This is a genomic window from Cedecea sp. P7760 (assembly GCF_013386425.1).
Classification (GTDB): Bacteria; Pseudomonadota; Gammaproteobacteria; order Enterobacterales; family Enterobacteriaceae; genus Cedecea; species Cedecea selenatireducens.
Window position 1 is genome coordinate 1 of sequence record NZ_JACARU010000058.1, and the last position, 20,964, is coordinate 20,964.

At 45.9% G+C, this 20,964-nt stretch carries 25 protein-coding genes and 1 pseudogene; 9 read left to right on the forward strand and 17 right to left on the reverse strand.

All coding sequences use genetic code 11. The features are described 5' to 3' along the window. Window positions 1-138: 138 nt before the first annotated feature. Together HX778_RS18880 and HX778_RS18885 are read left to right on the forward strand one after the other, a co-directional pair. Window positions 139-726 (forward strand): annotated as a pseudogene (locus HX778_RS18880) (helix-turn-helix domain-containing protein); the annotation flags it as partial. A 246-nt stretch (window positions 727-972) separates the two neighbouring features. Next, window positions 973-1,353: a surface-adhesin E family protein gene (locus tag HX778_RS18885; protein WP_139386881.1), complete on the forward strand. Its 381-nt coding sequence runs from the start codon at window positions 973-975 to the stop codon at window positions 1,351-1,353. Between the two features lie 176 nt (window positions 1,354-1,529). Here HX778_RS18885 and HX778_RS18890 read toward each other — a convergent pair whose 3' ends face one another. The 5 genes from HX778_RS18890 to HX778_RS18910 all read right to left on the reverse strand — a co-directional run bounded on the left by HX778_RS18890 (window position 1,530) and on the right by HX778_RS18910 (window position 4,773). After that, a complete protein-coding gene (locus HX778_RS18890; RefSeq protein WP_139386880.1) occupies window positions 1,530-1,835 on the reverse strand; it encodes a hypothetical protein in 306 nt (101 codons plus the stop codon). Window positions 1,836-1,844: 9 nt separating this feature from the next. Then, entirely contained in the window at window positions 1,845-2,147 is a 303-nt protein-coding gene (locus tag HX778_RS18895) for a hypothetical protein (protein ID WP_058806049.1), read from the reverse strand. Window positions 2,148-2,493: 346 nt separating this feature from the next. Beyond that, window positions 2,494-3,273 carry a phospholipase D family protein gene (locus HX778_RS18900; protein ID WP_058806050.1) on the reverse strand — a complete coding sequence of 260 codons (780 nt, stop codon included), beginning with the start codon at window positions 3,271-3,273 and terminating at the stop codon, window positions 2,494-2,496. A gap of 55 nt (window positions 3,274-3,328) precedes the next feature. Further along, on the reverse strand, window positions 3,329-4,252 hold the full coding sequence (locus tag HX778_RS18905; protein ID WP_063054252.1) for a hypothetical protein: 924 nt from the start codon (window positions 4,250-4,252) through the stop codon (window positions 3,329-3,331). Between the two features lie 5 nt (window positions 4,253-4,257). After that, entirely contained in the window at window positions 4,258-4,773 is a 516-nt protein-coding gene (locus HX778_RS18910) for a thermonuclease family protein (RefSeq protein ID WP_058806052.1), read from the reverse strand. A 221-nt stretch (window positions 4,774-4,994) separates the two neighbouring features. Between HX778_RS18910 and HX778_RS18915 the strand changes: the two genes are divergently transcribed. The 4 genes from HX778_RS18915 to HX778_RS18930 all read left to right on the forward strand — a co-directional run bounded on the left by HX778_RS18915 (window position 4,995) and on the right by HX778_RS18930 (window position 8,278). Then, window positions 4,995-6,422, forward strand: coding sequence for a DNA cytosine methyltransferase (locus HX778_RS18915; protein ID WP_058806053.1), 1,428 nt, complete (start codon window positions 4,995-4,997; stop codon window positions 6,420-6,422). 126 nt (window positions 6,423-6,548) lie between these two features. Further along, window positions 6,549-6,716 carry a hypothetical protein gene (locus HX778_RS18920; protein WP_058806054.1) on the forward strand — a complete coding sequence of 56 codons (168 nt, stop codon included), beginning with the start codon at window positions 6,549-6,551 and terminating at the stop codon, window positions 6,714-6,716. A gap of 25 nt (window positions 6,717-6,741) precedes the next feature. Further along, window positions 6,742-8,052 (forward strand): DUF1173 family protein, encoded by a 1,311-nt coding sequence (locus HX778_RS18925; RefSeq protein WP_063054253.1) that lies wholly within the window; start codon window positions 6,742-6,744, stop codon window positions 8,050-8,052. Between the two features lie 22 nt (window positions 8,053-8,074). Then, entirely contained in the window at window positions 8,075-8,278 is a 204-nt protein-coding gene (locus HX778_RS18930; RefSeq protein WP_058806056.1) for a hypothetical protein, read from the forward strand. A 54-nt stretch (window positions 8,279-8,332) separates the two neighbouring features. On the opposite strand, the gene HX778_RS18935 is transcribed toward HX778_RS18930, so the two are convergent. After that, complete coding sequence (locus tag HX778_RS18935; protein WP_058806057.1) at window positions 8,333-9,553, reverse strand: hypothetical protein; 1,221 nt, start codon at window positions 9,551-9,553, stop codon at window positions 8,333-8,335. A gap of 2 nt (window positions 9,554-9,555) precedes the next feature. After that, window positions 9,556-10,410 carry a DUF4942 domain-containing protein gene (locus tag HX778_RS18940; RefSeq protein WP_223231739.1) on the reverse strand — a complete coding sequence of 285 codons (855 nt, stop codon included), beginning with the start codon at window positions 10,408-10,410 and terminating at the stop codon, window positions 9,556-9,558. A 457-nt stretch (window positions 10,411-10,867) separates the two neighbouring features. Here HX778_RS18940 and HX778_RS18945 point away from each other — a divergent pair, with 457 nt between their 5' ends. After that, a complete protein-coding gene (locus HX778_RS18945; RefSeq protein ID WP_094850959.1) occupies window positions 10,868-11,545 on the forward strand; it encodes a DUF6884 domain-containing protein in 678 nt (225 codons plus the stop codon). A gap of 126 nt (window positions 11,546-11,671) precedes the next feature. Then, the gene (locus HX778_RS18950) at window positions 11,672-12,076 is read left to right on the forward strand and encodes an H-NS family nucleoid-associated regulatory protein (protein WP_063054208.1); all 405 of its coding nucleotides are present in this window, start codon (window positions 11,672-11,674) and stop codon (window positions 12,074-12,076) included. A 317-nt stretch (window positions 12,077-12,393) separates the two neighbouring features. Here the strand turns inward: HX778_RS18950 and HX778_RS18955 are convergent, their stop codons facing one another. The 8 genes from HX778_RS18955 to HX778_RS18990 all read right to left on the reverse strand — a co-directional run bounded on the left by HX778_RS18955 (window position 12,394) and on the right by HX778_RS18990 (window position 18,352). Further along, window positions 12,394-12,894 carry a hypothetical protein gene (locus HX778_RS18955; protein WP_218167200.1) on the reverse strand — a complete coding sequence of 167 codons (501 nt, stop codon included), beginning with the start codon at window positions 12,892-12,894 and terminating at the stop codon, window positions 12,394-12,396. 103 nt (window positions 12,895-12,997) lie between these two features. Continuing rightward, window positions 12,998-13,627 carry a hypothetical protein gene (locus HX778_RS18960; protein WP_176982770.1) on the reverse strand — a complete coding sequence of 210 codons (630 nt, stop codon included), beginning with the start codon at window positions 13,625-13,627 and terminating at the stop codon, window positions 12,998-13,000. Between the two features lie 93 nt (window positions 13,628-13,720). After that, a complete protein-coding gene (locus tag HX778_RS18965) occupies window positions 13,721-14,062 on the reverse strand; it encodes a hypothetical protein (protein WP_142295686.1) in 342 nt (113 codons plus the stop codon). A 334-nt stretch (window positions 14,063-14,396) separates the two neighbouring features. After that, window positions 14,397-14,627 carry a hypothetical protein gene (locus HX778_RS18970; protein WP_176982771.1) on the reverse strand — a complete coding sequence of 77 codons (231 nt, stop codon included), beginning with the start codon at window positions 14,625-14,627 and terminating at the stop codon, window positions 14,397-14,399. Window positions 14,628-15,036: 409 nt separating this feature from the next. After that, window positions 15,037-15,429 (reverse strand): hypothetical protein, encoded by a 393-nt coding sequence (locus tag HX778_RS18975; RefSeq protein WP_022652193.1) that lies wholly within the window; start codon window positions 15,427-15,429, stop codon window positions 15,037-15,039. 527 nt (window positions 15,430-15,956) lie between these two features. Continuing rightward, window positions 15,957-17,030, reverse strand: a complete 1,074-nt coding sequence (locus HX778_RS18980; RefSeq protein ID WP_176982772.1) for a hypothetical protein — start codon at window positions 17,028-17,030, stop codon at window positions 15,957-15,959. A 291-nt stretch (window positions 17,031-17,321) separates the two neighbouring features. Then, window positions 17,322-17,963: a hypothetical protein gene (locus tag HX778_RS18985; RefSeq protein WP_176982769.1), complete on the reverse strand. Its 642-nt coding sequence runs from the start codon at window positions 17,961-17,963 to the stop codon at window positions 17,322-17,324. A 176-nt stretch (window positions 17,964-18,139) separates the two neighbouring features. Next, window positions 18,140-18,352, reverse strand: coding sequence for an Hha/YmoA family nucleoid-associated regulatory protein (locus HX778_RS18990; RefSeq protein WP_022652191.1), 213 nt, complete (start codon window positions 18,350-18,352; stop codon window positions 18,140-18,142). Window positions 18,353-18,568: 216 nt separating this feature from the next. Here HX778_RS18990 and HX778_RS18995 point away from each other — a divergent pair, with 216 nt between their 5' ends. Beyond that, a complete protein-coding gene (locus HX778_RS18995; protein WP_015063151.1) occupies window positions 18,569-19,750 on the forward strand; it encodes a tyrosine-type recombinase/integrase in 1,182 nt (393 codons plus the stop codon). 24 nt (window positions 19,751-19,774) lie between these two features. On the opposite strand, the gene HX778_RS19000 is transcribed toward HX778_RS18995, so the two are convergent. Beyond that, window positions 19,775-20,119, reverse strand: a complete 345-nt coding sequence (locus HX778_RS19000; RefSeq protein WP_015063150.1) for a hypothetical protein — start codon at window positions 20,117-20,119, stop codon at window positions 19,775-19,777. Then, window positions 20,055-20,963: a hypothetical protein gene (locus HX778_RS19005; protein WP_058806031.1), complete on the reverse strand. Its 909-nt coding sequence runs from the start codon at window positions 20,961-20,963 to the stop codon at window positions 20,055-20,057. Before HX778_RS19005 ends, HX778_RS19000 begins: the two co-directional genes overlap by 65 nt. Window position 20,964 lies beyond the last annotated feature (1 nt).

Here is a 20,964-nt window from a genome sequence, read left to right on the forward strand (position 1 = left end):
ATCTCTACTTAGCCTTGACATAAAATGTAGGGGCTCAATGCTAATGTCTATTTGTAGCTCATTAGGAATGTCCAGGCTATAGTTTTCAGACCTGTATGTCTAGTCAACGACTCGCTTTTTCCTGATGAGGAGTTTTCTATGGCCATACATGACGCCGGGATGTTCACCGTGAAAGAAATTAACCGCCTCAAAATCCTTCAGGACGTCATCGATCGCAACCTGCGTCCTGGCCAGGCTGCGGAGATGCTCGGTATCACACCAAGGCATTGCAGCCGTCTGCTCAAACGTTATCGTCAGTCCGGACCGCTGGGCATGAACAACCAGAGTCGCGGTCGCACCGGAAACCGCCTGTTGCCCGCATCACTGACTCAGCTGGCGCTGAATATCATCCGGGAACGCTACCCCGATTTTGGACCGACGCTGGCACGGGAAAAGCTCGAGGAAGTTCATGGCCTGGCCCTGGGCAAGGAAACCATCAGACGCCTCATGATAAAAACCGGGCTCTGGCTTCCCCGTAAGCAACGCACGCCAAAAATTCAGCAGCCACGCTATCGCCGGGCTTGCTGCGGCGAACTGATACAGATTGATGGTTGCGACCATCACTGGTTCGAGAACCGTGCGCCTGCCTGTACTGCCCTAGTCTACGTTGATGATGCGACGAGCCGCCTGATGCAGCTTCGCTTTGTTAAATCGGAATCGACTTTCACCTATTTTGAAGCCACACGGGGCTAAGAAGTAGAGTTCTATCTAGTCTATCGAAAAATCTATTGTTATGTGTAAGTATGCGAGAGAGTATGTTTGGGAATGTTGAAGAAACATTCACTCATGAAATGAAAAAACTAGAGGCAAGGATAGAGAAAGGCATTAGCCGACGAACCGCAAAATTAACGGGGTCAGGACATGAAGTTTAACTCATTGATAATTTTAATTTTAACTACCTTCCCATGCTTCGCTGTCACGGAGTCGGAATTTATGAAAATGGATAAATGGCGGCTGTTTGATAAATCAACAGATGGGAGTGAAATATATATAAAAGGAGGCGTTATTGATGGGGGTATTACTTCTATCTGGTATAAATTCACATCAAAATCGTTAAATGTATGCAGTAATGGGAATGTGCTCATGACAATAGATGAAAAATTAATATGTGATTCCCAAAAGAAAACAAAAACTCAATCAGAAATAGCACGGGTATTTTACAAATGTAAGGAAAGAAAAATGAAGTTTTCAGACCGCACACTGTTTAATTATTTCGGTGAGGCTATTTATAGTAACGGTTCAGAAGGGAGATGGAAAACAATAATTCCTGATACGTTTGCGGAAGATTTATATTATAAGGTTTGCAAGAATTAAGGATGTGCATAATGACGTTATGCTAAAGAGGCCGTCGTGAGAGAGATTTTCGCAGCGGCCTCTCCAATATATGGACATTTCTAAAGAGTTGCTGATTAGACATTACCACTGAGCTTTGGTATTATAAATCGATGGGTTAAAATTGTTCTATTTAGCGTTAATCACTAGAGCGCGGTTTACCATTTCCTTGATGATCTTCCTGTCGGGCAACCTGCACTATCATAATCTAGGATATAGAATGGGCTTACACCGAACGTAACTATAGCAAGAATCGTACATGCGGCACGTCGTGGAATTGTCGATTGGTGCATGCTAATTTTTGAATTGTTCAAACGGTGAACACTACAGAAGATTCCATTTTTTACTTCATAATCAAGAGCAATATTTAGGTATTTTTCAAACAAAAAATCATCAAGATTACTATCTAATATTACAAGCATTTTAAGTGCGTATTGATAATCAGAGACAGATATTGCCACCATTATTTCCTCTCAGAAACTATGAAGTAGAAAGAATAAATAACCAAAGATAATAGTGGACGATACTAATACTACACAATTCAAAATGTACCAGATCAAGGTTTGGAACTTAAGTCGCCGGATCATTTCAGGTCCGTCATGGCTTGTAAATGAGCCTCTACCTTCACTGTTCAACTTATCAGCATTTTTAAATTGCTGATAAGTTGAACCAGCACGAAAAGTAAGCCATGCCATACCTAACATTATGAATCCAAATAAATAAAATGCTTTTTCTAAGTAAAAGTCTACCGCTGATACAACACCCAGATTATCCATTTAGTTACTCTCAATATTAGTGATTTTATAGTTGGCTAACTGTCTGAAAGCCCTAATCATGGTCATTACAATCCAACCAGTTAACAGGTTCACCAAGATACCGTGTCAATGCTGCTTTAGCGTATTGTGGCTTAGTGTAAAATCGAGGGAACCAGCCATCGTAATTTTGCGTCCCATTGCGCCGGTATTCAGGTTCGACAGATAGTCGACACCCCTGACCGTGAGGCGAAATGATAAAGGTGACCCCGTCAATCGAATCAGAACTCAACCGGATACTTATCATGGCTCATCCTCATCTATACTAAGTCACTCATGGCTATGCACCGAAATATTACGTGATGTAAACTCATAATTCTAGATCTTCAGGCCACAAAAAGTAGTTTTCTCCTTTTTTATAACGATTGGGCTTGGCTTCTGCCCCTGCCGCTATGCCTGCATCGGTCAATATGTATTTTCCTTCTACGTCCATGAGATACCCAACGTCGATTAATCTTTTATATAGAGATAACAAATCAGTTTTAAGATTTTTTGCTAGATTTGTCGAAGTGAGTTTTGAACTCGTATTTAAATCAGTAAAAAATCCATTTTGATTTTTTGATGGTTCTTCATGAAAGGTTGAGGAGAAGTCGGATGACTCTTTATTGGTTTCTTCACTTTCTTTTGATTCAATTTTTTCTTTTTCTGTTGTTTGGGGGTGGATATTATCCGTGCTGATTCTGATTAATCGCTGAGCTTCATTTAAAGATGAGGTGTATGCATCCTTCTCCTGCTCTTTAATAATTAAGACTCCTATTTCATGATTATTAATCTGACTAAAATCATAAAGGTTAAGACTGGAAACAATGCATTGATTTTCATTGGCATATAATTTTGCATGTAGGTTTTGACAAAAACTAAGGCGTACAAAAGGCAGGTTTGTTAACCATTCATATTGTTTAGAGTTTAGTTCCGATTTTCCATAAACAATTCTGATGTCAACTTTTAGTCTATTTTTATCTTCGATCAGCTCTTTAATGCGATTACTAAGCTTAAGGTATGGGCTAATGAGAATTAACCTTTCCTCAGCTTCAGTGATGGTTTTTTCAAGTTGATAATTCAAACCAGTGGTGTTGAGTACTTGTACCATGTATACCTCATTTTAATTTTTAATGATGCCTTGATAACGGCAAGGTTTTTTAGAACTATGCAACCTTCTTTTCAAAACCCAGCATCCGAGGATTCTGAAGAACAAAGTCTCTGACGCCCGATATACATGCTTTGATGATTATATCAAAGTGCGGCTGCGCCTCCGATACCAAATTTCCCGTATTATCCAGTAGCAGTATGACCCCTAGCGATTTTACAAGCTGGTACTCAACTGTCGACCGCTCTACGGCGATCTGAAGCATGTAAATAGTTTCTCCGGATACATTTCCGTCTATTCCCGTCACCGTTGCTGTGCAAGCAGCCTGCTGAACTGGGGAATGAGGTGAATAATAGTCATACCAGTAATCGGTCTTCACCGTTTCTTTCCTCGGTTGCAGGTTTTTTACGGGCCATTTCACCCAGACGGAAGACAAATTTTCAGAAACAAGTGAATACCGTAATGCCTTAAGAGGGTCATCAAATTCACCCCGGGACCATGTCGCATCATATTCAGTTTGAAAGGTCAATGGATCTATTACTGCAATAAAATCGAACTGGTCTTTATTAATTTTAGAGGCTCGCTCATTCATAAAGAAAAGGCCAAGCCTGAAACCTTTATCACTTCTCCAGCTGGCACCGGCTGGCTGATAATACGAATTGATAAATGGGCGGAGTTGCTGGCCTGTATGCAGAAAGATAAATGAAGGTGCCAGGGTTTTATTCCCATTCTTGACCGGATTAACATAGAGACGTTCGCCTGCGCTGAGCAACTCTATAATCGCCTTTGAAATAACAACAGCAGCTGAAGGTATGCAGGCGTTGCCGCCCTCCTCCATCGAATGCACCAAATCCCCATCCGGGCCCGTAGTAACGAGTCGCAGACACGTTGGGCAGCGGTGAGTCTGCCCGGTGCAAACAGGCCACGTAAGACGTCCATCATCATCAAGCGCAATTTTCAGTAAAGGATGTTGGATTGTCATCGCTGTCACTCCCTGCTTTTCGTTTTTTGAGGCTTTGTGTTTTGCTGGCGCCACTCCCAGGGTGCAACGGGATTAGGATCGACCCAGAGGCCTTTAACGGCTTTCTGAGCTGAAGCTTCGAATTTTAGATAGTTTGGAACAATGGCATTTCCATCAAACCGGTATACCCATGCATAGCCGCTGTCTACCATCGAAGCGTTTATGTCATAGCCATCAAGCCAAATGGTCCCCAACATCCTGCCGTAAATATCGGGTCCGTGGTCTATAACCGTAATATTCTGTGAAGCAATCGCGGAACTCAGCGCTTGCTTGGCCTTTTGTCCGAAGGCCTGCTTACTTTCGGGGGCATCAATACCGTACAAGCGGATTTTGAAGCTTGTATTCTGGTCATCGAGCGCTGTAATGGTGTCACCATCGATGATTTTAACTACTTTTGCTTCAAATGACGGTTGGCCAGCCAGTGAAACAGCCGGGAAAAGGACGATTAATGTCGGCAAAAGTAACTTTTTCAACAGACTCATACGTTCTCCCTGAATTAGTCGGTTTGTAGTAACTAATATGTCGCGTAATTTAACGGGCTTAGTGTATCAATTAGAGAACCATCAATTATTCGTTAACGTGGAAATTTGAATAAATAAAAAATGGATTTAAGGAGGTGAAAATAAGAGGCTTAAGCGAAAAATTGAATTTTCTCCACGTGTTAGTCTTAGGCTCTAAATTATCAATATTTCCTGGAGCCAGGATGAACAACGAGAGAACTGAGCCTGCAATAAAGGCGTTGCCTAATGATGAGTCACCGGCCTCTATCCATAAATTACTGGTTCAAGTAGCCAGCGTATATGACGTTAAGGATCTGGTTGAGAGACTTAATGACGCAACCGGCAGCGATTGGTCGAGAGCATCGCTTATTCGCCAGGTCAAAGGTGCAGTTAATGAATGCCGACTCACTCAGGAAGAATATCGTTATCTTCGTTCGATGCTGCCCTCACGGCCAGCGGACTATGACCAGAAATTTTTCCGCTTTATTGACTTGTTTGCTGGGATCGGTGGCCTTCGCAAAGGTTTTGACGCGATCGGTGGGAAATGTGTGTTCACCAGCGAATGGAATCAGTTTTCCCGTCGAACATACAGTGCAAACTGGTACTGCGAAGAGTCGGACCACCAATTCAACTCAGATATCCGTGACATTACACTCAGCAATCTACCCGAAGTGTCGGAGGACCAGGCCTATGCTTCTATTGATGCTTCCATCCCTGACCATGATGTTTTGCTCGCCGGTTTCCCATGCCAGCCATTCAGTATTGCCGGTGTCAGCAAAAAGAACTCTTTGGGCAGAAAGCACGGATTTGAATGCGACACTCAGGGAACGCTTTTTTTTGATGTTGCCAGGATCATCCGAGCCAAACAGCCTGCCATATTCGTTCTTGAGAACGTAAAAAATCTGAAAAGCCACGATAAGGGTAATACGTTCCGCGTCATCATGAATGCACTTGATGAACTCGGCTACGATGTTGCAGACTGCGATGCTCACGGCCCAAAAGATCCCAAAATTATTGACGGTAAGAACTTTCGTCCACAGCACCGGGAACGTATCGTGCTGGTCGGCTTTCGGCGAGATCTAAAGCTTAAGGATGGGTTTTCGTTAAGTGAAGTATCGGCTTTTTATCCTGCACGACGACCGACCCTTGGGGAACTGCTGGACGCTGAGGTTGATAGCCGATATATCCTTTCTCCAAAGCTCTGGGAATACCTTTATAACTACGCTAAAAAGCACCAGGCAAAAGGCAATGGATTTGGATATGGACTGGTAAATTCGTCTGATAAATCTGCGGTTTGTAGGACGCTTAGCGCACGGTATTATCGTGATGGGTCTGAAATTTTGCTAGACCGAGGATGGGATTTTAGCATAGGCGAAGAGGACTTTAATGACCCTGAAAATATTGCTAGGCGCCCACGTCGTTTGACCCCGCGAGAATGTGCCCGCCTTATGGGGTTTGAGCAACCTGGAAAAGTTACTTTTCGCATACCTGTCTCTGATACTCAGGCATACCGTCAGTTCGGCAATTCCGTCATCGTTGACGTGTTTGCAGCCGTCGCCTGTTTACTGCGTAGTCGTATTGAGCGAGCTGTTGAAGCTCGGATCAGGGGCGAATTTGAAGCGGCATCTTAATGATTGATCTGTGTGATCTTCGCGCTAACGCAATGGTTTATTTCCAAAGTATTTTAACTTAGACGTTGAAAAACCAGGGCAGGAACAAAAGCCAGCTTCAATCAACGCCTTCCACAGGAGGTAACGATGACATATTTCGACTCAGCCGAAGATCTGACTATTTCAAAACAGAGAGCTCTTCAAGAGCTTTCAAAACATGGTGTTGCCGCCAGCGACATCAAAGATTTTTTTTCCGAGTTGGGTGAGAAGGAAGAGTACAACGCGCAGGATGTATTGAAATGGCTGGGCTATTAGTTTTTTTTAAATTTCAGGAGGTCCCATGGGCCAGAAGTTTGCAGTAATTATTGCTTACGATGACGAACCAAACGCGAAACGTTACTCGGCTGAATTTCAGACTAAGGACGAGTATGTTAAGGGATGGCAGTCGGCCCTGAAGAAGGCGCACCACACGTCTGGGCAGAAAACTGTGATCAGCTGCGGATGTCGCGGCAAAGGAACAAAGCGGCTCTACGTCCGAGCACTACCAAACAGTGATACCTTCATCCTGATTAAGGCTGCAAATACCGGCACTGAGCATGATACATCGTGCGTGTTTTTTGACCTCGATGCCAGGCATACGGGGTTAAAGGGATATGCCAGTAATGTTGTGCGCATCAACAATGAAGGGACCATGTCAATCCGCCTCGGCATAGGCATGACGGAGAAAGATCCGCCGGAAAAGTCAGAGGTTCCTCCCCTGCCCCAAATTCAGCGACCTGAAGGCGGACAAGCTTCAATGACCTTGTCCGGACTTCTGAGTCTTTTGTGGACTGAAGCCGGTCTCAATGTCTGGTATCCGAATATGGCTGGGAAGCGTAATGATTCACTGGTTCGCTACAGACTGATGGAAGCCGCGAAACTGATAAAGTCGGGTAGAGCCTGTATTGGCGACCATCTATTTATTGGTTTGGCGGACCCCAAAAGCAAAGTGGCCAGTGAGCAGGTTCAGCTGCTTTCGTCGGCGGAACTGAGCGACAAGCGATTATTACTGTTGTCAATACTGCCGCGTTATGACGCAGAAAAGCATGAGAAACCGCTGAAGTTTCTACCAATGCGTAACTTTGGCGGTTTGCCTCTTACCTTCTTTAACTCTGAAGGGCACTGGGATAGCGTGAAACGGCGATTCCCACTGGAATATGCTGCCTGGAAAAATGGGGGCAAAGTTGTTGTTTTTGCTCTTACCTCTCCCGTATCGGTGACCAGTCGAGGGCTCTCTGCACGAGCTCATCAGATAGTGCTTATGCTGGTGAGTGATAACTGGATACCTCTGGACTCCTCCTATGAAGCGATTGTGTCCCGTAAACTGGATGCTGAACACCGGCACTATGCGAAGCCTATGCGGTATGACGCCAGTGCGAGCGATGTTTTCCCCGATTTTTATTTACTGGATACACGAAGTGATAAGCCGTTCCCGTTGGAAGTTTTCGGGATGGCGACACCTGCCTATCTTGCGCGAAAGGAACTTAAGAAGGCGTATTACAACAAGGAATATGGAGCCTATGGATGGTGGCACTGGGATGCTACGGAGAAGACGGATGACCAGGAACTCCCACAATTCCCGGAAGCTAAACGATACAATTCACCCGAATAACAACCTTAAAATGGGGTTAAAAATGGCGTACATCCTTTCGATGAGCGAGCAGGTTAAACTGAAAGCGTTTTTGGCGGCAGTGCTCGATGACTACAAGCTGGGAGCTATTTCGCAACAGCAAGCTGTTGGCGGGATCACTAGCCTGGTTGATGCTCTTGAGATCAGTGATTCGGGAAAAATCAGCCAAATGCTGACGGAAGGACGTAAACTTCTCCGGACGGGATAAAGAGCCTGCGGACGCCAGGAATTTAAGGCTAATGCAAATTCCTGGCGGGAGCAGTTATGTCGTCTTTTTGTTTCGCGGTTTTGATGCCCCAAGGGTTTTAGGTTTGATGGCAACTACGCCGGTCATTGCTTCGGTAAGCTGCTTGATTGTTCCTCGTAATGACTCTGCAATGGTTTTTTCCGCATTGAGTGTCGCTTCCATTGATATCATCTGATTCCTGAGCTGCTGAAGCTCTTCTGTATGAGCTGTTTGCACCTTTTGGGAAACCAGGTTCTCATCAGTTAAGCGTTGTGCTTCAGCTCGGAGTTGCTCATTCTCCCCTTTAGCTGTTGAGAGCTCCGACCGCACGGCCGTCAGGGCCGTGTCCTTTTCGGCTAAAGATGAGCTCAATTCAGAGGTATGGGATTGTGCTGAAGAAAGGTCCTGTTCAAGCTGACTGACACTGGACTTTAAATCAGACACGGTCCGTTGTAAGTTTTCATTCTGGCTGTTGAGGGCGGTCAGCTCTACCTGCTGCGCTTTATTTTCATCATTCAGCTGCTTCTGATACTCCTGCTGGGAGGCCAGTTCCTGTTTGCGCTCACTCAGTTGCTGGTTTAGTGTCCCTACTGTCTGCTGTAAAAGCTGGATCTCATTTTGGGCATGCTGTAATTCACTTTGAGTTCCCGCCAGAGTTTCTTCTGCTTCCTGAAGTGAATCTCCTAATTTACTGGAGAGTTCACGCTGCTGCTCCAGCTGGTTAATCAGGTTAACTTTTTCGTTATTCAGGACTGTAGCCTGTTCTTTCGACTGTGACAGTTCTTCCAGAATTTCAGCATTCCGCTGCCGTAACTGAGTAATTTCTGCCTTCGCAATTTTCACGCTATCACTCTGGATAGCCGTATAGCTTAAGCGGAAGTACCAGGTGATAAACGCAGTAAAATCACTGAATGCATCTTTAATCTGGTCAGGGATTTCAATCGCGCGTGCTTCCTCGGGCACCTCGTCCACGTATTGCTTGTAGGCCGCCAGCATCTCCTGAGCCCGGGCAAAAGACCCCCCCATTTTATCCCGCAGCCAGTGGGCTTTGAAAAACTGGTCGAGGTTTTCGGTGCTGATGCTCTTATCGAGGCAGATTTGTTCAATCTCGGTGAAATATTTAACCTTAGCTATTGACGAGTAAGGGGAATTCTTCAGTAACTCGGGGCTTAGAGGGGGCGTTTTTGGAGTATCTTCACTTAAACTGGACGCTGTCTGTCCATCCCCGTTCATCAAATTTACATTGTCAGTCATCATTCTTATCCTTTGGCCGGGATCTGGTTGGCAAAATAAATGCTAATCAGGTCATTCAGTGCGTTATGCAGGCTTTCACACTCAACTGAGATATGGACGTTACCATTTTCGAACAATCGGCACTTCCAGCCCTGCGGGTCGGTAATGTCACCCGTAAAATCGGTTTTCCGTAAGACAGCAAGCCGATCGTACATGTTCATTCCACTGCCGACAGGCGGTGTTGCTGCATTGGAGCAGATGCAAACGATATTCTCAAAGTCGTTTAAATAGAAGAGATTATCCTGAGAAAAGCCATTATATCTCAGCATGTTCGAGTCGGGAAAAATGCCGCGTAGTACCAGTTTTTTTGGCATCACAAATTGCTGGGCATTAGTTTTATACCGGCGATCAAGCTGGCATAGCAGATCAACAAACCCTTCAGCAAGCGTAATGCTGCGCATGGCAACTGCCTGGCGCAATGTACTGCGGATTACGGTTAATGACGCAATTGGCGGTGCGTTCCGGAGAGACTCACGGAACTCCGCCCGCTGGTTGTGATTCCAGAATCGGTCAATACCCGTTTCTTCAAAAAGATTGTTCCATGTCTTACGGTCTATTTGCTGTCGCCCTTCCTCGATGCTTGCGGCTAGGGACGCAGGAAGGCCAAAAGCATTAGGGGCCATAATTTTGCTGTTAAACAGTGAAAACCCGCAAATTGCTGAGGCTTCGGCAATCAGCGTCATGCCGTCCAGAAATTTTTGCATAGCGGCATCACGACTACTGGCGAGTTGTTCGGTACGGGTACTCAACTTCAGTTCCGGCTGCGAATTCATGCTCATTTCACGATCCTTTTCCCACTGTTTTTGCTGAGAGATTTTCACTGGCCTATCCACCTCTCTCGTTAAAAAAATTCTCGTAGCGTCATATATAGTAAAGCCTTTACTAGTGACTAGTGATGAAAAAGATTAGCACACAGATGTCGGGCGACCAACAACCCGCAACCCGTTAAGTGGCGATCGCATCCCCTGAATGCACAACCATTACGTTATATGACTGATTAATAAGGTTTTTAGCCGCAATTACACTATGGGGGGGCTATTTGAACGATGGGATTTACCGATAATTAAATCCCATAGTACATAAAGTGAGCTAAAAAAGGCCGGTAAACGTGACGCCGTCACCTCGCGAGGGTTTCTTGTGGTAACTAGTTATTAGTAAAGGCATGACTAAATGTATAATGGGATAGTTGTTCGGGCCTCTTCTTTGGTCGTTATCACGGATGAGGGGCTGTTACGACAGATAGGCAGTGATTGCACACATTGGGCTAAGGGCAACAAAATGACGGCGTCGCGAATTACACACCTAATAACGTCCTGTACCAAAGGTAAGCACTTCCAGTGCGGCTCCCGTGCGGAACTGAGCATCCGGGCCGGAGAGACACCTGAAGAGGCTATGGCCAGTTGGGCAGCGACCATAAGACGGTCGCAAAGTGCATCACCGGTACCCGCTCTATCGCTCTATACTGGGAATCACTGGTCAACGGCAAAAGAGATTTTACGGACGACGGAAAACCTGGAGTTGTGGGTGATCTCTGCCGGGTTGGGTTTTTTGAATAGTCGGGACCTCGTCGACGCATATGAAGCCACCTTTCATGATTTACCGTTCAGTCACCGCCAGTGGTGGCGAGAATTAACAAATACATTCGGCAATGAAAGGACGGTGAAATCTATTGAGACATTGATGGAAGCAAGGCCTTTCGATGATTACGTCATCGCTGCCTCCCCCGTTTATATCTCGGCGGCGGAACATGATATCCTGGCAGGGGCAAGCAAATTAAATAATCACATTGCTCAGTTGACGATTGTAACGTCTGGGGCATATTCTGGAAGTCTGGAACCATATTTAATTCGTAGTGAATCCCGTATGATGCACCAACTATCTAGCAACATGGTTTGTCTTAACATCAAACTCGCACAATATATTATTGGAAGTCGTCGCATTAGTTTTAAATCATAAGACGAGCACAAGTAAAAATTAGTATCTTACGCACACGAAATCTTACGCACTTAGCTGGCTCAAAATAATAAAAGAGTGTACTATCGTGTAGTATTCGTTTAATTTAAAAACTCTAAGTGAGGCCATATGTCCGAAGCACTCAAATCATTAAACAACATTCGTACTCTTCGTGCGCAGGGCCGTGAACTGCCATTAGAGGTACTTGAAGAACTGCTGGAAAAATTGAGCGTTGTCGTAGACGAACGCCGTCAGGAAGAAACTTCCAAACAAGCTGAACTGGAAGCGCGTCAGGAAAAACTCGATTCCCTGCGTAAATTAATGCTTGAAGATGGAATTGATCCTGAAGAACTTCTGAGCTCTTTCTCTGCTAAATCCAGCGCACCAAAAAAAGCTCGTGATCCGCGTCCGGCGAAATATTCCTTTACCGATGAAAATGGTGAAACGAAAACCTGGACTGGTCAAGGGCGCACCCCTAAAGCGCTGGCTGAACAGCTCGCGGCCGGTAAGTCCCTGGATGATTTCCTCATCTAAGTAAAAGAACATCACAGATAGGTCACTTTAAAAGCCACTTTTTAGTGGCTTTTCTTTTGGTACAACAAAATATTTCGGGAAATTATACTTTCGAACTCCCTTCCTGAATTATTTCAATACTGTTCCTTTTAAGCGCCTCTGTCAGCGCAACAACAGCCCAATCCGGGCAACTTCTTGAACTTGGCTTGTCAGGGTCATTTACCCATGACCTTACCGTTCTGACTGAGCAGGGGCGGCGTGTGTATTCACAAATCAGGTATGCGGCTCTTGCTTGAGTCAACCCGTTTTCGTCCAGCATCGCCAGAAATGCAGCCCTGTTATCTGACACTGTTCAATCCGTCCCTTTTGAAGGTGATACTAACCTGCCCCTCTGCCGGAACCTCCATTAGTTCACGAATTTTTTTATTAATAGTAATTTCGGCTGTACTCACAAATGCAGGAATTCCTTTAATTAAAAGATTGAGTGTACAGGCAATGACCGTAACGAAAACACATATATTTGCAACTGAATGAATGGCCTCAGCAATTGTCTCTGAGGACGCATTACGAAGTTCAGTAACAAACTGGGTTGTCTCGCCTGGGTGAGTAAAAAAATAGAGCATAGAAAATGCAATAATAACTGCAATGCTCTGAGCGAAATAAACCCATAGCTTTATAATGAATTTCCAGATAAAGCCCACGTAACTGAATACAGCAGAGATGCGTATGCGCCAATCTTTTTTAACTGACTTAACGATTTCTTCATATTGTGATATTGGCATTGAGCCGACTTCAATATTATTTACGCTGATTACTGCAACGCCATCCTGCATGTTCATTTCTCCGGTTGATTAACGGATAGGCACATGTGCCTATTGAGGGCAAGGTTTTATGCTTCTTTCCGGGCATTCGGCAAAACACCAAGTTACAGTCTGAGATTTGTTACTTATCTTCCTTATAGAAGTCAGGGCCTAAAGCTTCAAGATAAACTTTTGGTGTTTGGGTTGGTTTGCCGTAAGCCCAGCCAAGAAGTGAAAAGTCTTTTATGTACTTATGCTTTTTGGATACAGATGTACCTCCAGCATAAGTAATGTTAACACCTGAGTATTTAACCGTCCCATCGAACTCAATTGCCCAGTTATTTGAAAGGGTGATGCCATCAAGTCGGAGCATTTGGTTACGGGTAAGATGACTTTTGATGATTGATTCGGAAGTCCGTTGATACCATTCTGCAAACTTAGGAGAACCATCGTCACCTTTTTTATACGTAGATAAAGTTTTATCTAGGCTAGCTTTGGCGTTACGATTATATCGTTCTTTAATCTTTTCGATGTTCGATTTAGACACAGTGCAAGTATAATTCACTCCTTTCTGAATTCCGTCCCAGTCGAAAGATTTCCACTCCCCCTTTTCACAGTCCTGACGAGAGGACATAACCACTGATAGTGGTCGTTCATCTCTGAACTCGCTATAGACTTGAGATTTAACCTTATCAATGTATTCATCAGCGAAAGCAAGATCGGCACCAAGAATCATAGTAACCAAACTCAGGAACTTAATAGCGTTTTTCATTTTTTTTTCCTTATAAACTGTATCAGGAGCTATTATATTATGCAGTAACTCAAAAAGCGGGCAAGCGGTGTGTTCATTGAGCGATGAGCTATTCTATGTGAAATAGCGAATCACTAAAATGATGACTGCCCCTAACAATGCCACGAACGCGAGCAATTTTAAAATATGTGCTGAAAGCGTATCAGTAAACATCACCCCAACGCCGGTGATAATAAACGCAATTGCAGCCAACCACATACTCGCGGTGGAAACTATGGGGTTCGTAACCCCAAGAATATCACCGAGACTAGTGCCAAATGCGAACATAAAAGCAACCAGTACTGGCCTAATCCACTTTTCGTTACGAGCATAATAAGAGTTATTGATAACTGCCATCATTTTTACCTCTAAGCTATGTGAATTTCTTAGTTCTTGTGAATGTACGAAGGCTAACATATTGTCCATCCCTCAGATTGAGGGGCTACAGCGTTTCTGTGTCCGAAACCGAGCGATTACGTACATCATGTAGGCTGCGTGTACGAAAGTAAGCAAAACGATTAACGGACAACCGGATCGTTCCGTACATCCCTTACGGTCAGGGGGCTTCGCTCAATGGAACGAAATCACCCGTTAAGCTCAAAACGCTTAACGTAGGATAATTTCCGAATTCCAAACTGACCCCTAAAGAGATGAAAGCGATGTACATCATAACATCAGCCAAGTCGGTGACTAATAGGTTGCATGACCTCATCATCAGTGTGAGATGTGCCCCACAGTCGTCTTACCCGTATCAACCTCCCTTGGTAGTTTGATCGGTCATATTGAAAGTCTGTTTGCGCTCTGTTGTAGGGGAAAAACAATCACGCTTTTTGCTTTCGCGCATCAAATGCACAACGCCTTTGCTGGCGCGCCCCAGATCAAACACAACGACCTGTCCAACCTCTATGCCCTGCCCAACCAGCTCCGGATCAATCATCATGACCTGGCCTAAATGCTCTGACTTTTGCTCAGTTCTAAACATAGTAACCCTCTCTTATTAAAAGCTAACGTTTATGGTGTAACTGAACTGGCGACTGCCATGAGTCAACAGCGTCAGATACATCATGAAGTTGCATGTCCTCATCCAACTAGTGCTTGTTAACTACAAAACATCGTGCCCGACATTAACAATGTGCAGCCATCAGTATCACGTATTTGACAATTGTGCCCTGGCAAGGCCGCCCGCGAATTTCGAGTAAACAGGAAGAAAATAAAAAGAAAACAAAGAGTTATAGCCTGATGTATACGCGCCGATCGGGAATCAGGCGAAGCCTGACCGCACGGAAGGGTCTGGCAGGGGGCATTAGGGATGAGGACATGCAATTGTGTTATCACGTCCGCACCAGCTGTCGTGGAAATCATCCCCGGCCGGTTAACCCGGTTTCGGATGTTCACCAGTTTTCCGGGTAGCAAGGCCAGCTCATCCAGACATCGAGCACCTCGGTATCACTGACCGCCGCAGCGTAAATCCCGGCACCCGGGAAGAAATAGACAGGCAGGCTGGCGGCGGGTGACGTGCTGTCATCCGTCAGGGAGCCGACAACCTCATGCGGCCCCCGGAGTAAATCACCCAGGTAGTCATCCGGCCTGATGCCGTTGCGGGATGCAGCCATCTCCACAAACTCCGCCAGCGGATGGCGGGTCGGATAACCCCTGAACACTTCATACGATGGCGAAACACATTCGCCGCTGGTGGACCGCCCCCAGTACCCGGCCAGTTGTTCCGGACCGAGTCCACAGGCATGTTGGGTGACCTGTGCTTTAAACTGTTCGAACGTATTCATTCCTGAAGTCCCTGTAGGGTATATTTGGCAAACCTCCCTGCCAGCGTCACTACCGGCAGGACACCGCATTGTCAGACGCGACCACCGGCTATGAACCGGCAAGACGTCAGTCGCCCGCCAGCCCGGGTGAGGTGGAATACAGTTTACCAGTTCCGGCCGACTGACTTTGCCGCCAGGAGACGCTAATTACACTATTATTGAATCTTTGCATCTTCGATGACCAATATCGCCCCGACGCTGAACGCTACTGGAATGCATCTCTTGCCACGATTGAAAGGATCAAACACACCTACCGCGCAAAAATCCGGAACTCCTGATCCAGTCTTTCGGCCATAACAGCCCAACGCTAATGTATGTCCATTAGCGTTGGGCTGTTATGATGGCTGTGCCAGTTTATATTACCGGACTGATCATGATAGGTACTCTGAGACCATGTAAGAAATGAACAACCCATTACTGCTTAAGGCGAGCAAGTAGATTTTGTTTACGTTTCCATGCCCGCCAGGCCCGTAACTCACCAGCCCCCTTCAGAGCAATGAGAAATTTGTTGGTCCTTCAGTTGTTGCCACCTTACTGTCTTCGCAGGCCGTCAGGCAGACACTTTTAAGTCGGTGGTTGTAGAGGCCAATACGGGCGATTTCCTGGAGATAATCCCGTTCCTCCATCGTTAGCGACTGCCCTTCCTGTGATTTTGTGATCATGTCCTGCCAGTTCAGCAATTTCTCGTAATTCACATGCTCACTGGTGTCGAGACAATGCAGACGGAAGTAACGTATATACAGCGGAAATTCATCAGTCTGGGCTATATTGGATGCTCTGACGGTGAGCCGACACAAACAAACGATGGTGTCCTGCTGCATTCTTATCAGCGTATTCATGCTCTGGGGTAAGATGTCCGGCAGCTTCATGTAGCAGTCGGAAAGACGCTGGAGAAGTGGTCCTGCTTCCGCAGGCTCACGGCCCTGATAAACCTTCAGGGGTTCAGTCCCCAGTTCCTGCATCATGGGATGATACAACCACTCTCGTGACTCCGTCTCATCAATGATAATTTTCTCGATACGTTCGCTGTAGGTTCCATCTCGCCTGCCAAGTTGTACCTGACTGATTTCGTATTCTATATCCGGCAGATCGATACGTAATGCTGCTACCATTTCCGAGGGATGGAGATGGTCGAACGTCAGCTTCCCGGCCACGCTGCGATCGGTATCAAGAAACACGGCGACACAGAGGTCGTTAACCTTCACAAACAGATCTGCCGTGGCGCCGAACATGCTTCCGCTGCCGCTTACCTCATCAAGTGGCACCTTCCCGCCTTCATAACCGGCCAGAAGATGCGGGAAACCGAGAAGATGTCTTTCCCGGACAACTTCAATAATTTTTCCCCGAATCGCCTCCATCAAGCCGTCACAATCACCGAAGAGGTCCGTGGTGTGGCTATAGTGCCAGAGTTTGACCTCACCCTGCCTGGCGATCAAATCCGTACGACACCCGGGGCAGATACAGTTGCATGCACTCCCTCTGCTTACTTCCGTGATGTCCAGATACCGCCCAGTTTCGCGATGGAGTCCGAAAGGAATCCCATAGGTATAGCTCTTTCGCATGTTATTTCCCCCGCAGCATACAGACATTCACTATATCGGACGAAAGCAGTATGACATTTCGATAAGAGGTCTTTTTTCATGAGTTTTTAAGTTGCTTTTATTACTGTGGCAGGGGCAAATGGATAAAGCGATGGCAATTCTATGCTGGTAAAAAGTTACTTTTCCGGTTGCCCGTCCCTCCACCAGCAGTGAGACTTATTAATACGGACGGAACCGGAATTAGTGAGCATTCCAACAGTGGGCTCACTTTCAGGACGAAAGCTGATTTAATATAAATACTGGACCCTACATTCAATGCAGTTTGTGTTGATCAATATAACCCATCATAAATTGCATAAGTTCCGGGTCACTCCGGGCAGAAAAAAGTACAGTCACTACGTTTTTCATCGCACTTGTCGCATTGCTGGCGTCAATAGCATTCTTGTCATTTATAATTGCATTATTCCCAATTTTATTAATCTGATTAATTACTTCATCCTCACTGATGCTTGTACTCCGGATTGAATCAAAAATCGGGTAGGCCTGCGCCGCATATTCAGTGAAGCGGACAGCATCAAGGCTCGATGCCAACGCCGCCTTTTCCTGTCGGGAATATACCGCCAAAGCGGTCTGACTCAGCAACTCCGAAGGCGTCTCGCAGGCCGCAGTACTGGTGTTCCCCTGGATCATGCCCATTCTGAAAAAATTCGAGACAACCTTGTTTATTTCATCATTCATTATCTGGCTGAAACCAACTTTTGGGTCTGAGGTAGTGAAATTTGCCCTGTAGTTCTCAAGCGCCAGAGAGGCAACCTCTGCGTTGCCCGTCTGAGTTGCGTTACAGGCGTAACGGTAACCTTCATCCAGTTTTTGACTGAACTCGTTTAGGCTCGCCGCGTTTAAATAAAAGGAGATGAATGGAAGAGTTAAAATTAATAAAGGTTTAATTTCCATGCGTTTTACCACAACAGAGCAAGTAAAGCATTTTAAGTGAAGTTATTACTTTTCTGATTAAACTAATTCCCAGAGGTGGTAATAAATAATTTAATAAATTTATATGTTCAACAGACGATTTCATAAACCTCTTTTTGTTAAACGTCGGCTGTATAATGGTTCCCGGGATTTTCATTTTACTGACGAACCAGGGTCCATACACTGGCGGGGACTTTATCGTAGAGTTTTTTCATTGTCAGTTCAGCTTTTCGATGGTCATATGCCCCGGAAATTTCTAGTGAAACTATACCAACATTCTTTTCACAGAGTCGTTCAAATACTTTTTCCAGTGTGTCAAATGAAGAGCACTTACGAAATTTCATCAAATACGCCTGTTTAGTTTCGGACATGGTCAACCTTAAGTTATTTTCAGCAAAAGTACAGTATCCCAATCTTATGTGGATTTGTTCCGGGAATCTAATTTTTTTTGCAACTATTTGACGTATAACTCCGGCTCGTTGCTGAACTGGCGGGCCCCCTTTTTTTGTTGCCCGGAACCTGTTCATAAGCAGGTACCGCAATGCTAAAATGGCTGTAAATAAAAACAGTGTATTCAGGTGGACACAATGAATAGCCAGCCAGTAACCAGACGGTTTGCAGACAACGATCTCCATCAACAATTGTCTACGGTTAAAGTTAATGACAAGCAACTGATGCGCCTCATCCGCTATTTTTCTCACCTGAAATACCATACGGCTAAGACGTATCTCCATTGGCTGCGTTCCTGGAATGAGTGGTATCAGGCAAATGCAGGAAAGGAGGTGAACGAAGATTGGCCCGCCAGCTCTCTCCCGGTGACTGAAACTCCACTGCTGGCCTATTTAGACCATCTTCAGAAGTCACTGTCACGAAGCAGTATTAAAGGGTGCCTGCATGCCCTGAACAGTATCCAAAGGAAAGCACTCGATCAGCCTGGGATCATCACATCTGAAGTGGGTTATATTCTTGCGGCCCTCGAACAGGCTGAAGCCCGAAAGCAGAAAGTTACCCGCCAGGCTACGCCATTCATGGTGACGGATCTAAAGGCATTGATTAAAGCACACAGTACGACGCAGTCGGTGCGCAAACTCCGCGACCTTTGCCTAATTTGGACAGGGTTTGAAACACTGCTTCGCTCAGCGGAGATCAGGCGAATTCGGATGGAAGACCTTGTGCTGGATGAAAAGACCGGCAGCTTTACCTTGACGGTATACCGGACAAAATCCACTGTCAGTACCCTGCTCACCTATCATCTGACCCCTAACCTCACAGCCACACTGAGAAGGCTGATGGGTATGGTCGGAAGGGATCAATACAGCCATCCGAAGGACTATCTCTTTCAGGCCGTTAACTTTCAGGATAACGGATATATGCCACCTGAATGGGGTTTACGAAGCCAGGGTAACGAAATCAATGCGCTGCTGAGAAACCATAACATGCCCTATCTGCCTACCCGAACCCCGCTCGGGGGAAATGGCGAACCCATTCCCGTCGAGGATGAGGGTATGCTTAGTAAGAACACGCTACTCCGGGCCTTTGAAGCGCTTTGGGAAGAGCTTCATCCGCAGGAAACGGGCACCCGATGCTGGACCGGTCACAGCGTCCGCGTAGGCGGTGCCATCGAACTTGCTCATGCCGGGTATACGCTCTTGCAGATCATGGAGATGGGTAACTGGAGCAACGCGGAGATGGTTTCACGCTATATCCGTAACATTGAAGCTGGTAAAAAAGCGATGACGCAATTCATGCGCGGAGCGCTGGATGAGTAGCGCCCATGCGGGCGCTGCTGAGGGTTATTTCTTACGGAAAGGATTAAACCGGTTCAGATCCTGAAGGGCGTCTTTCGGCGGCAGCATACCTGTGCGTTTCATTTTATAAACGCCGTTAAGCTTCATAGTTTGCACACCCAAGTTTAACAGTGCCACCAGCTTAAGCGTATACAGAAACGTGAATGCCGGGGCCATCTGGATAAAAATAAACAACAAACCGGCACACATCACCCTCAGCCACGCCGCATATTCCATGCTCAGCGGTCGCTTAAAATAATGGATTTCCAGTAATCCCACCGCCTTGTTACTGATCCACACCGCTGCCAGTGAGAGTAACAACACGATGCACACCATAATGCCCAGTTCCATGATCCTCACTCCCCGTCGTTTTTATATTTTGTGTTTCTGATTTGCCTGCTTTGGTTTTGTTTTTCGCCTTCTTTTTGGGTTTGATATGGTGGAACAGGAAACAATCCACCAGCACCCAGCCATTGGCATACCGGGCCAACAGCAATTTCTGCCCCGGATAATGAGCATGAAAAAGCATTTTCACATCGGCGGTATTCATGATCTGTTGCTTACGCTTCAGCTCCTCCTCAGGCATCTCATATTCCTGAATAAATGGTGATGACAACCGCTGGCGAAGCATACGAATAGCGCTGGCATTTTCATCGTGTTTAGCCAGACGGCCAAAACGCACAAGCGCCTTATGAGACACCTGGACAGGTCCCAGATGGGAATCAACCAGTTCATACTGCCAGAAATATCGCAGATCCACTTTCACCCAGCTGATACTGTCTTCCTGTGCAGCTTTCATTATGGTTCCCGACATCGGGACCATTGTCAGTTTGGTCAGACGCATGTGAATATAATCAGCCAGGGTCCTGAGGGACTCCGGTACATTATTGTTCAACAGAAGCTGCTGAAGCCCCGGGGTCGACGTCTGCCAGCTCAGGTTGCGGCCGTCAGGTAAAAATTCAAAGTTTTGATCCGCTGGCGCCGATTTCGCATTGTTTTCCTTCCTCATGAGAAAGTAATGGCCACACAGTAACTCGGACCGTACCTGATCCTCTCCCGGGTCATGTCGGGCTTTACTGAGATCCACCGTCAATACAACACGGTTAATAGCGTCCTCGTGGTATTTTTTCACCCAGACACAGACACGATAAAGTCTCTCATCGAGCTTCTGGCTGGTAGTGGAGATCCATTGCATG

Bases quoted from the DNA above. Each gene is read 5' to 3' on its own strand.
- HX778_RS18930 (WP_058806056.1), top strand. From the start codon at position 8,075: ATGGCGTACATCCTTTCGATGAGCGAGCAGGTTAAACTGAAAGCGTTT.
- HX778_RS18990 (WP_022652191.1), bottom strand. From the start codon at position 18,352: ATGTCCGAAACTAAACAGGCGTATTTGATGAAATTTCGTAAGTGCTCT.
- HX778_RS18935 (WP_058806057.1), bottom strand. From the start codon at position 9,553: ATGATGACTGACAATGTAAATTTGATGAACGGGGATGGACAGACAGCG.
- HX778_RS18960 (WP_176982770.1), bottom strand. From the start codon at position 13,627: ATGAAAAACGCTATTAAGTTCCTGAGTTTGGTTACTATGATTCTTGGT.
- HX778_RS18890 (WP_139386880.1), bottom strand. From the start codon at position 1,835: ATGGTGGCAATATCTGTCTCTGATTATCAATACGCACTTAAAATGCTT.
- HX778_RS18950 (WP_063054208.1), top strand. From the start codon at position 11,672: ATGTCCGAAGCACTCAAATCATTAAACAACATTCGTACTCTTCGTGCG.
- HX778_RS18885 (WP_139386881.1), top strand. From the start codon at position 973: ATGAAAATGGATAAATGGCGGCTGTTTGATAAATCAACAGATGGGAGT.
- HX778_RS18895 (WP_058806049.1), bottom strand. From the start codon at position 2,147: ATGGATAATCTGGGTGTTGTATCAGCGGTAGACTTTTACTTAGAAAAA.
- HX778_RS18965 (WP_142295686.1), bottom strand. From the start codon at position 14,062: ATGTTAGCCTTCGTACATTCACAAGAACTAAGAAATTCACATAGCTTA.
- HX778_RS18970 (WP_176982771.1), bottom strand. From the start codon at position 14,627: ATGTTTAGAACTGAGCAAAAGTCAGAGCATTTAGGCCAGGTCATGATG.
- HX778_RS18985 (WP_176982769.1), bottom strand. From the start codon at position 17,963: ATGGAAATTAAACCTTTATTAATTTTAACTCTTCCATTCATCTCCTTT.
- HX778_RS19000 (WP_015063150.1), bottom strand. From the start codon at position 20,119: ATGGAACTGGGCATTATGGTGTGCATCGTGTTGTTACTCTCACTGGCA.
- HX778_RS18915 (WP_058806053.1), top strand. From the start codon at position 4,995: ATGAACAACGAGAGAACTGAGCCTGCAATAAAGGCGTTGCCTAATGAT.
- HX778_RS18975 (WP_022652193.1), bottom strand. From the start codon at position 15,429: ATGAATACGTTCGAACAGTTTAAAGCACAGGTCACCCAACATGCCTGT.
- HX778_RS18910 (WP_058806052.1), bottom strand. From the start codon at position 4,773: ATGAGTCTGTTGAAAAAGTTACTTTTGCCGACATTAATCGTCCTTTTC.
- HX778_RS18920 (WP_058806054.1), top strand. From the start codon at position 6,549: ATGACATATTTCGACTCAGCCGAAGATCTGACTATTTCAAAACAGAGA.
- HX778_RS19005 (WP_058806031.1), bottom strand. From the start codon at position 20,963: ATGCAATGGATCTCCACTACCAGCCAGAAGCTCGATGAGAGACTTTAT.
- HX778_RS18925 (WP_063054253.1), top strand. From the start codon at position 6,742: ATGGGCCAGAAGTTTGCAGTAATTATTGCTTACGATGACGAACCAAAC.
- HX778_RS18945 (WP_094850959.1), top strand. From the start codon at position 10,868: ATGACGGCGTCGCGAATTACACACCTAATAACGTCCTGTACCAAAGGT.
- HX778_RS18995 (WP_015063151.1), top strand. From the start codon at position 18,569: ATGAATAGCCAGCCAGTAACCAGACGGTTTGCAGACAACGATCTCCAT.
- HX778_RS18900 (WP_058806050.1), bottom strand. From the start codon at position 3,273: ATGGTACAAGTACTCAACACCACTGGTTTGAATTATCAACTTGAAAAA.
- HX778_RS18980 (WP_176982772.1), bottom strand. From the start codon at position 17,030: ATGCGAAAGAGCTATACCTATGGGATTCCTTTCGGACTCCATCGCGAA.
- HX778_RS18905 (WP_063054252.1), bottom strand. From the start codon at position 4,252: ATGACAATCCAACATCCTTTACTGAAAATTGCGCTTGATGATGATGGA.
- HX778_RS18955 (WP_218167200.1), bottom strand. From the start codon at position 12,894: ATGAACATGCAGGATGGCGTTGCAGTAATCAGCGTAAATAATATTGAA.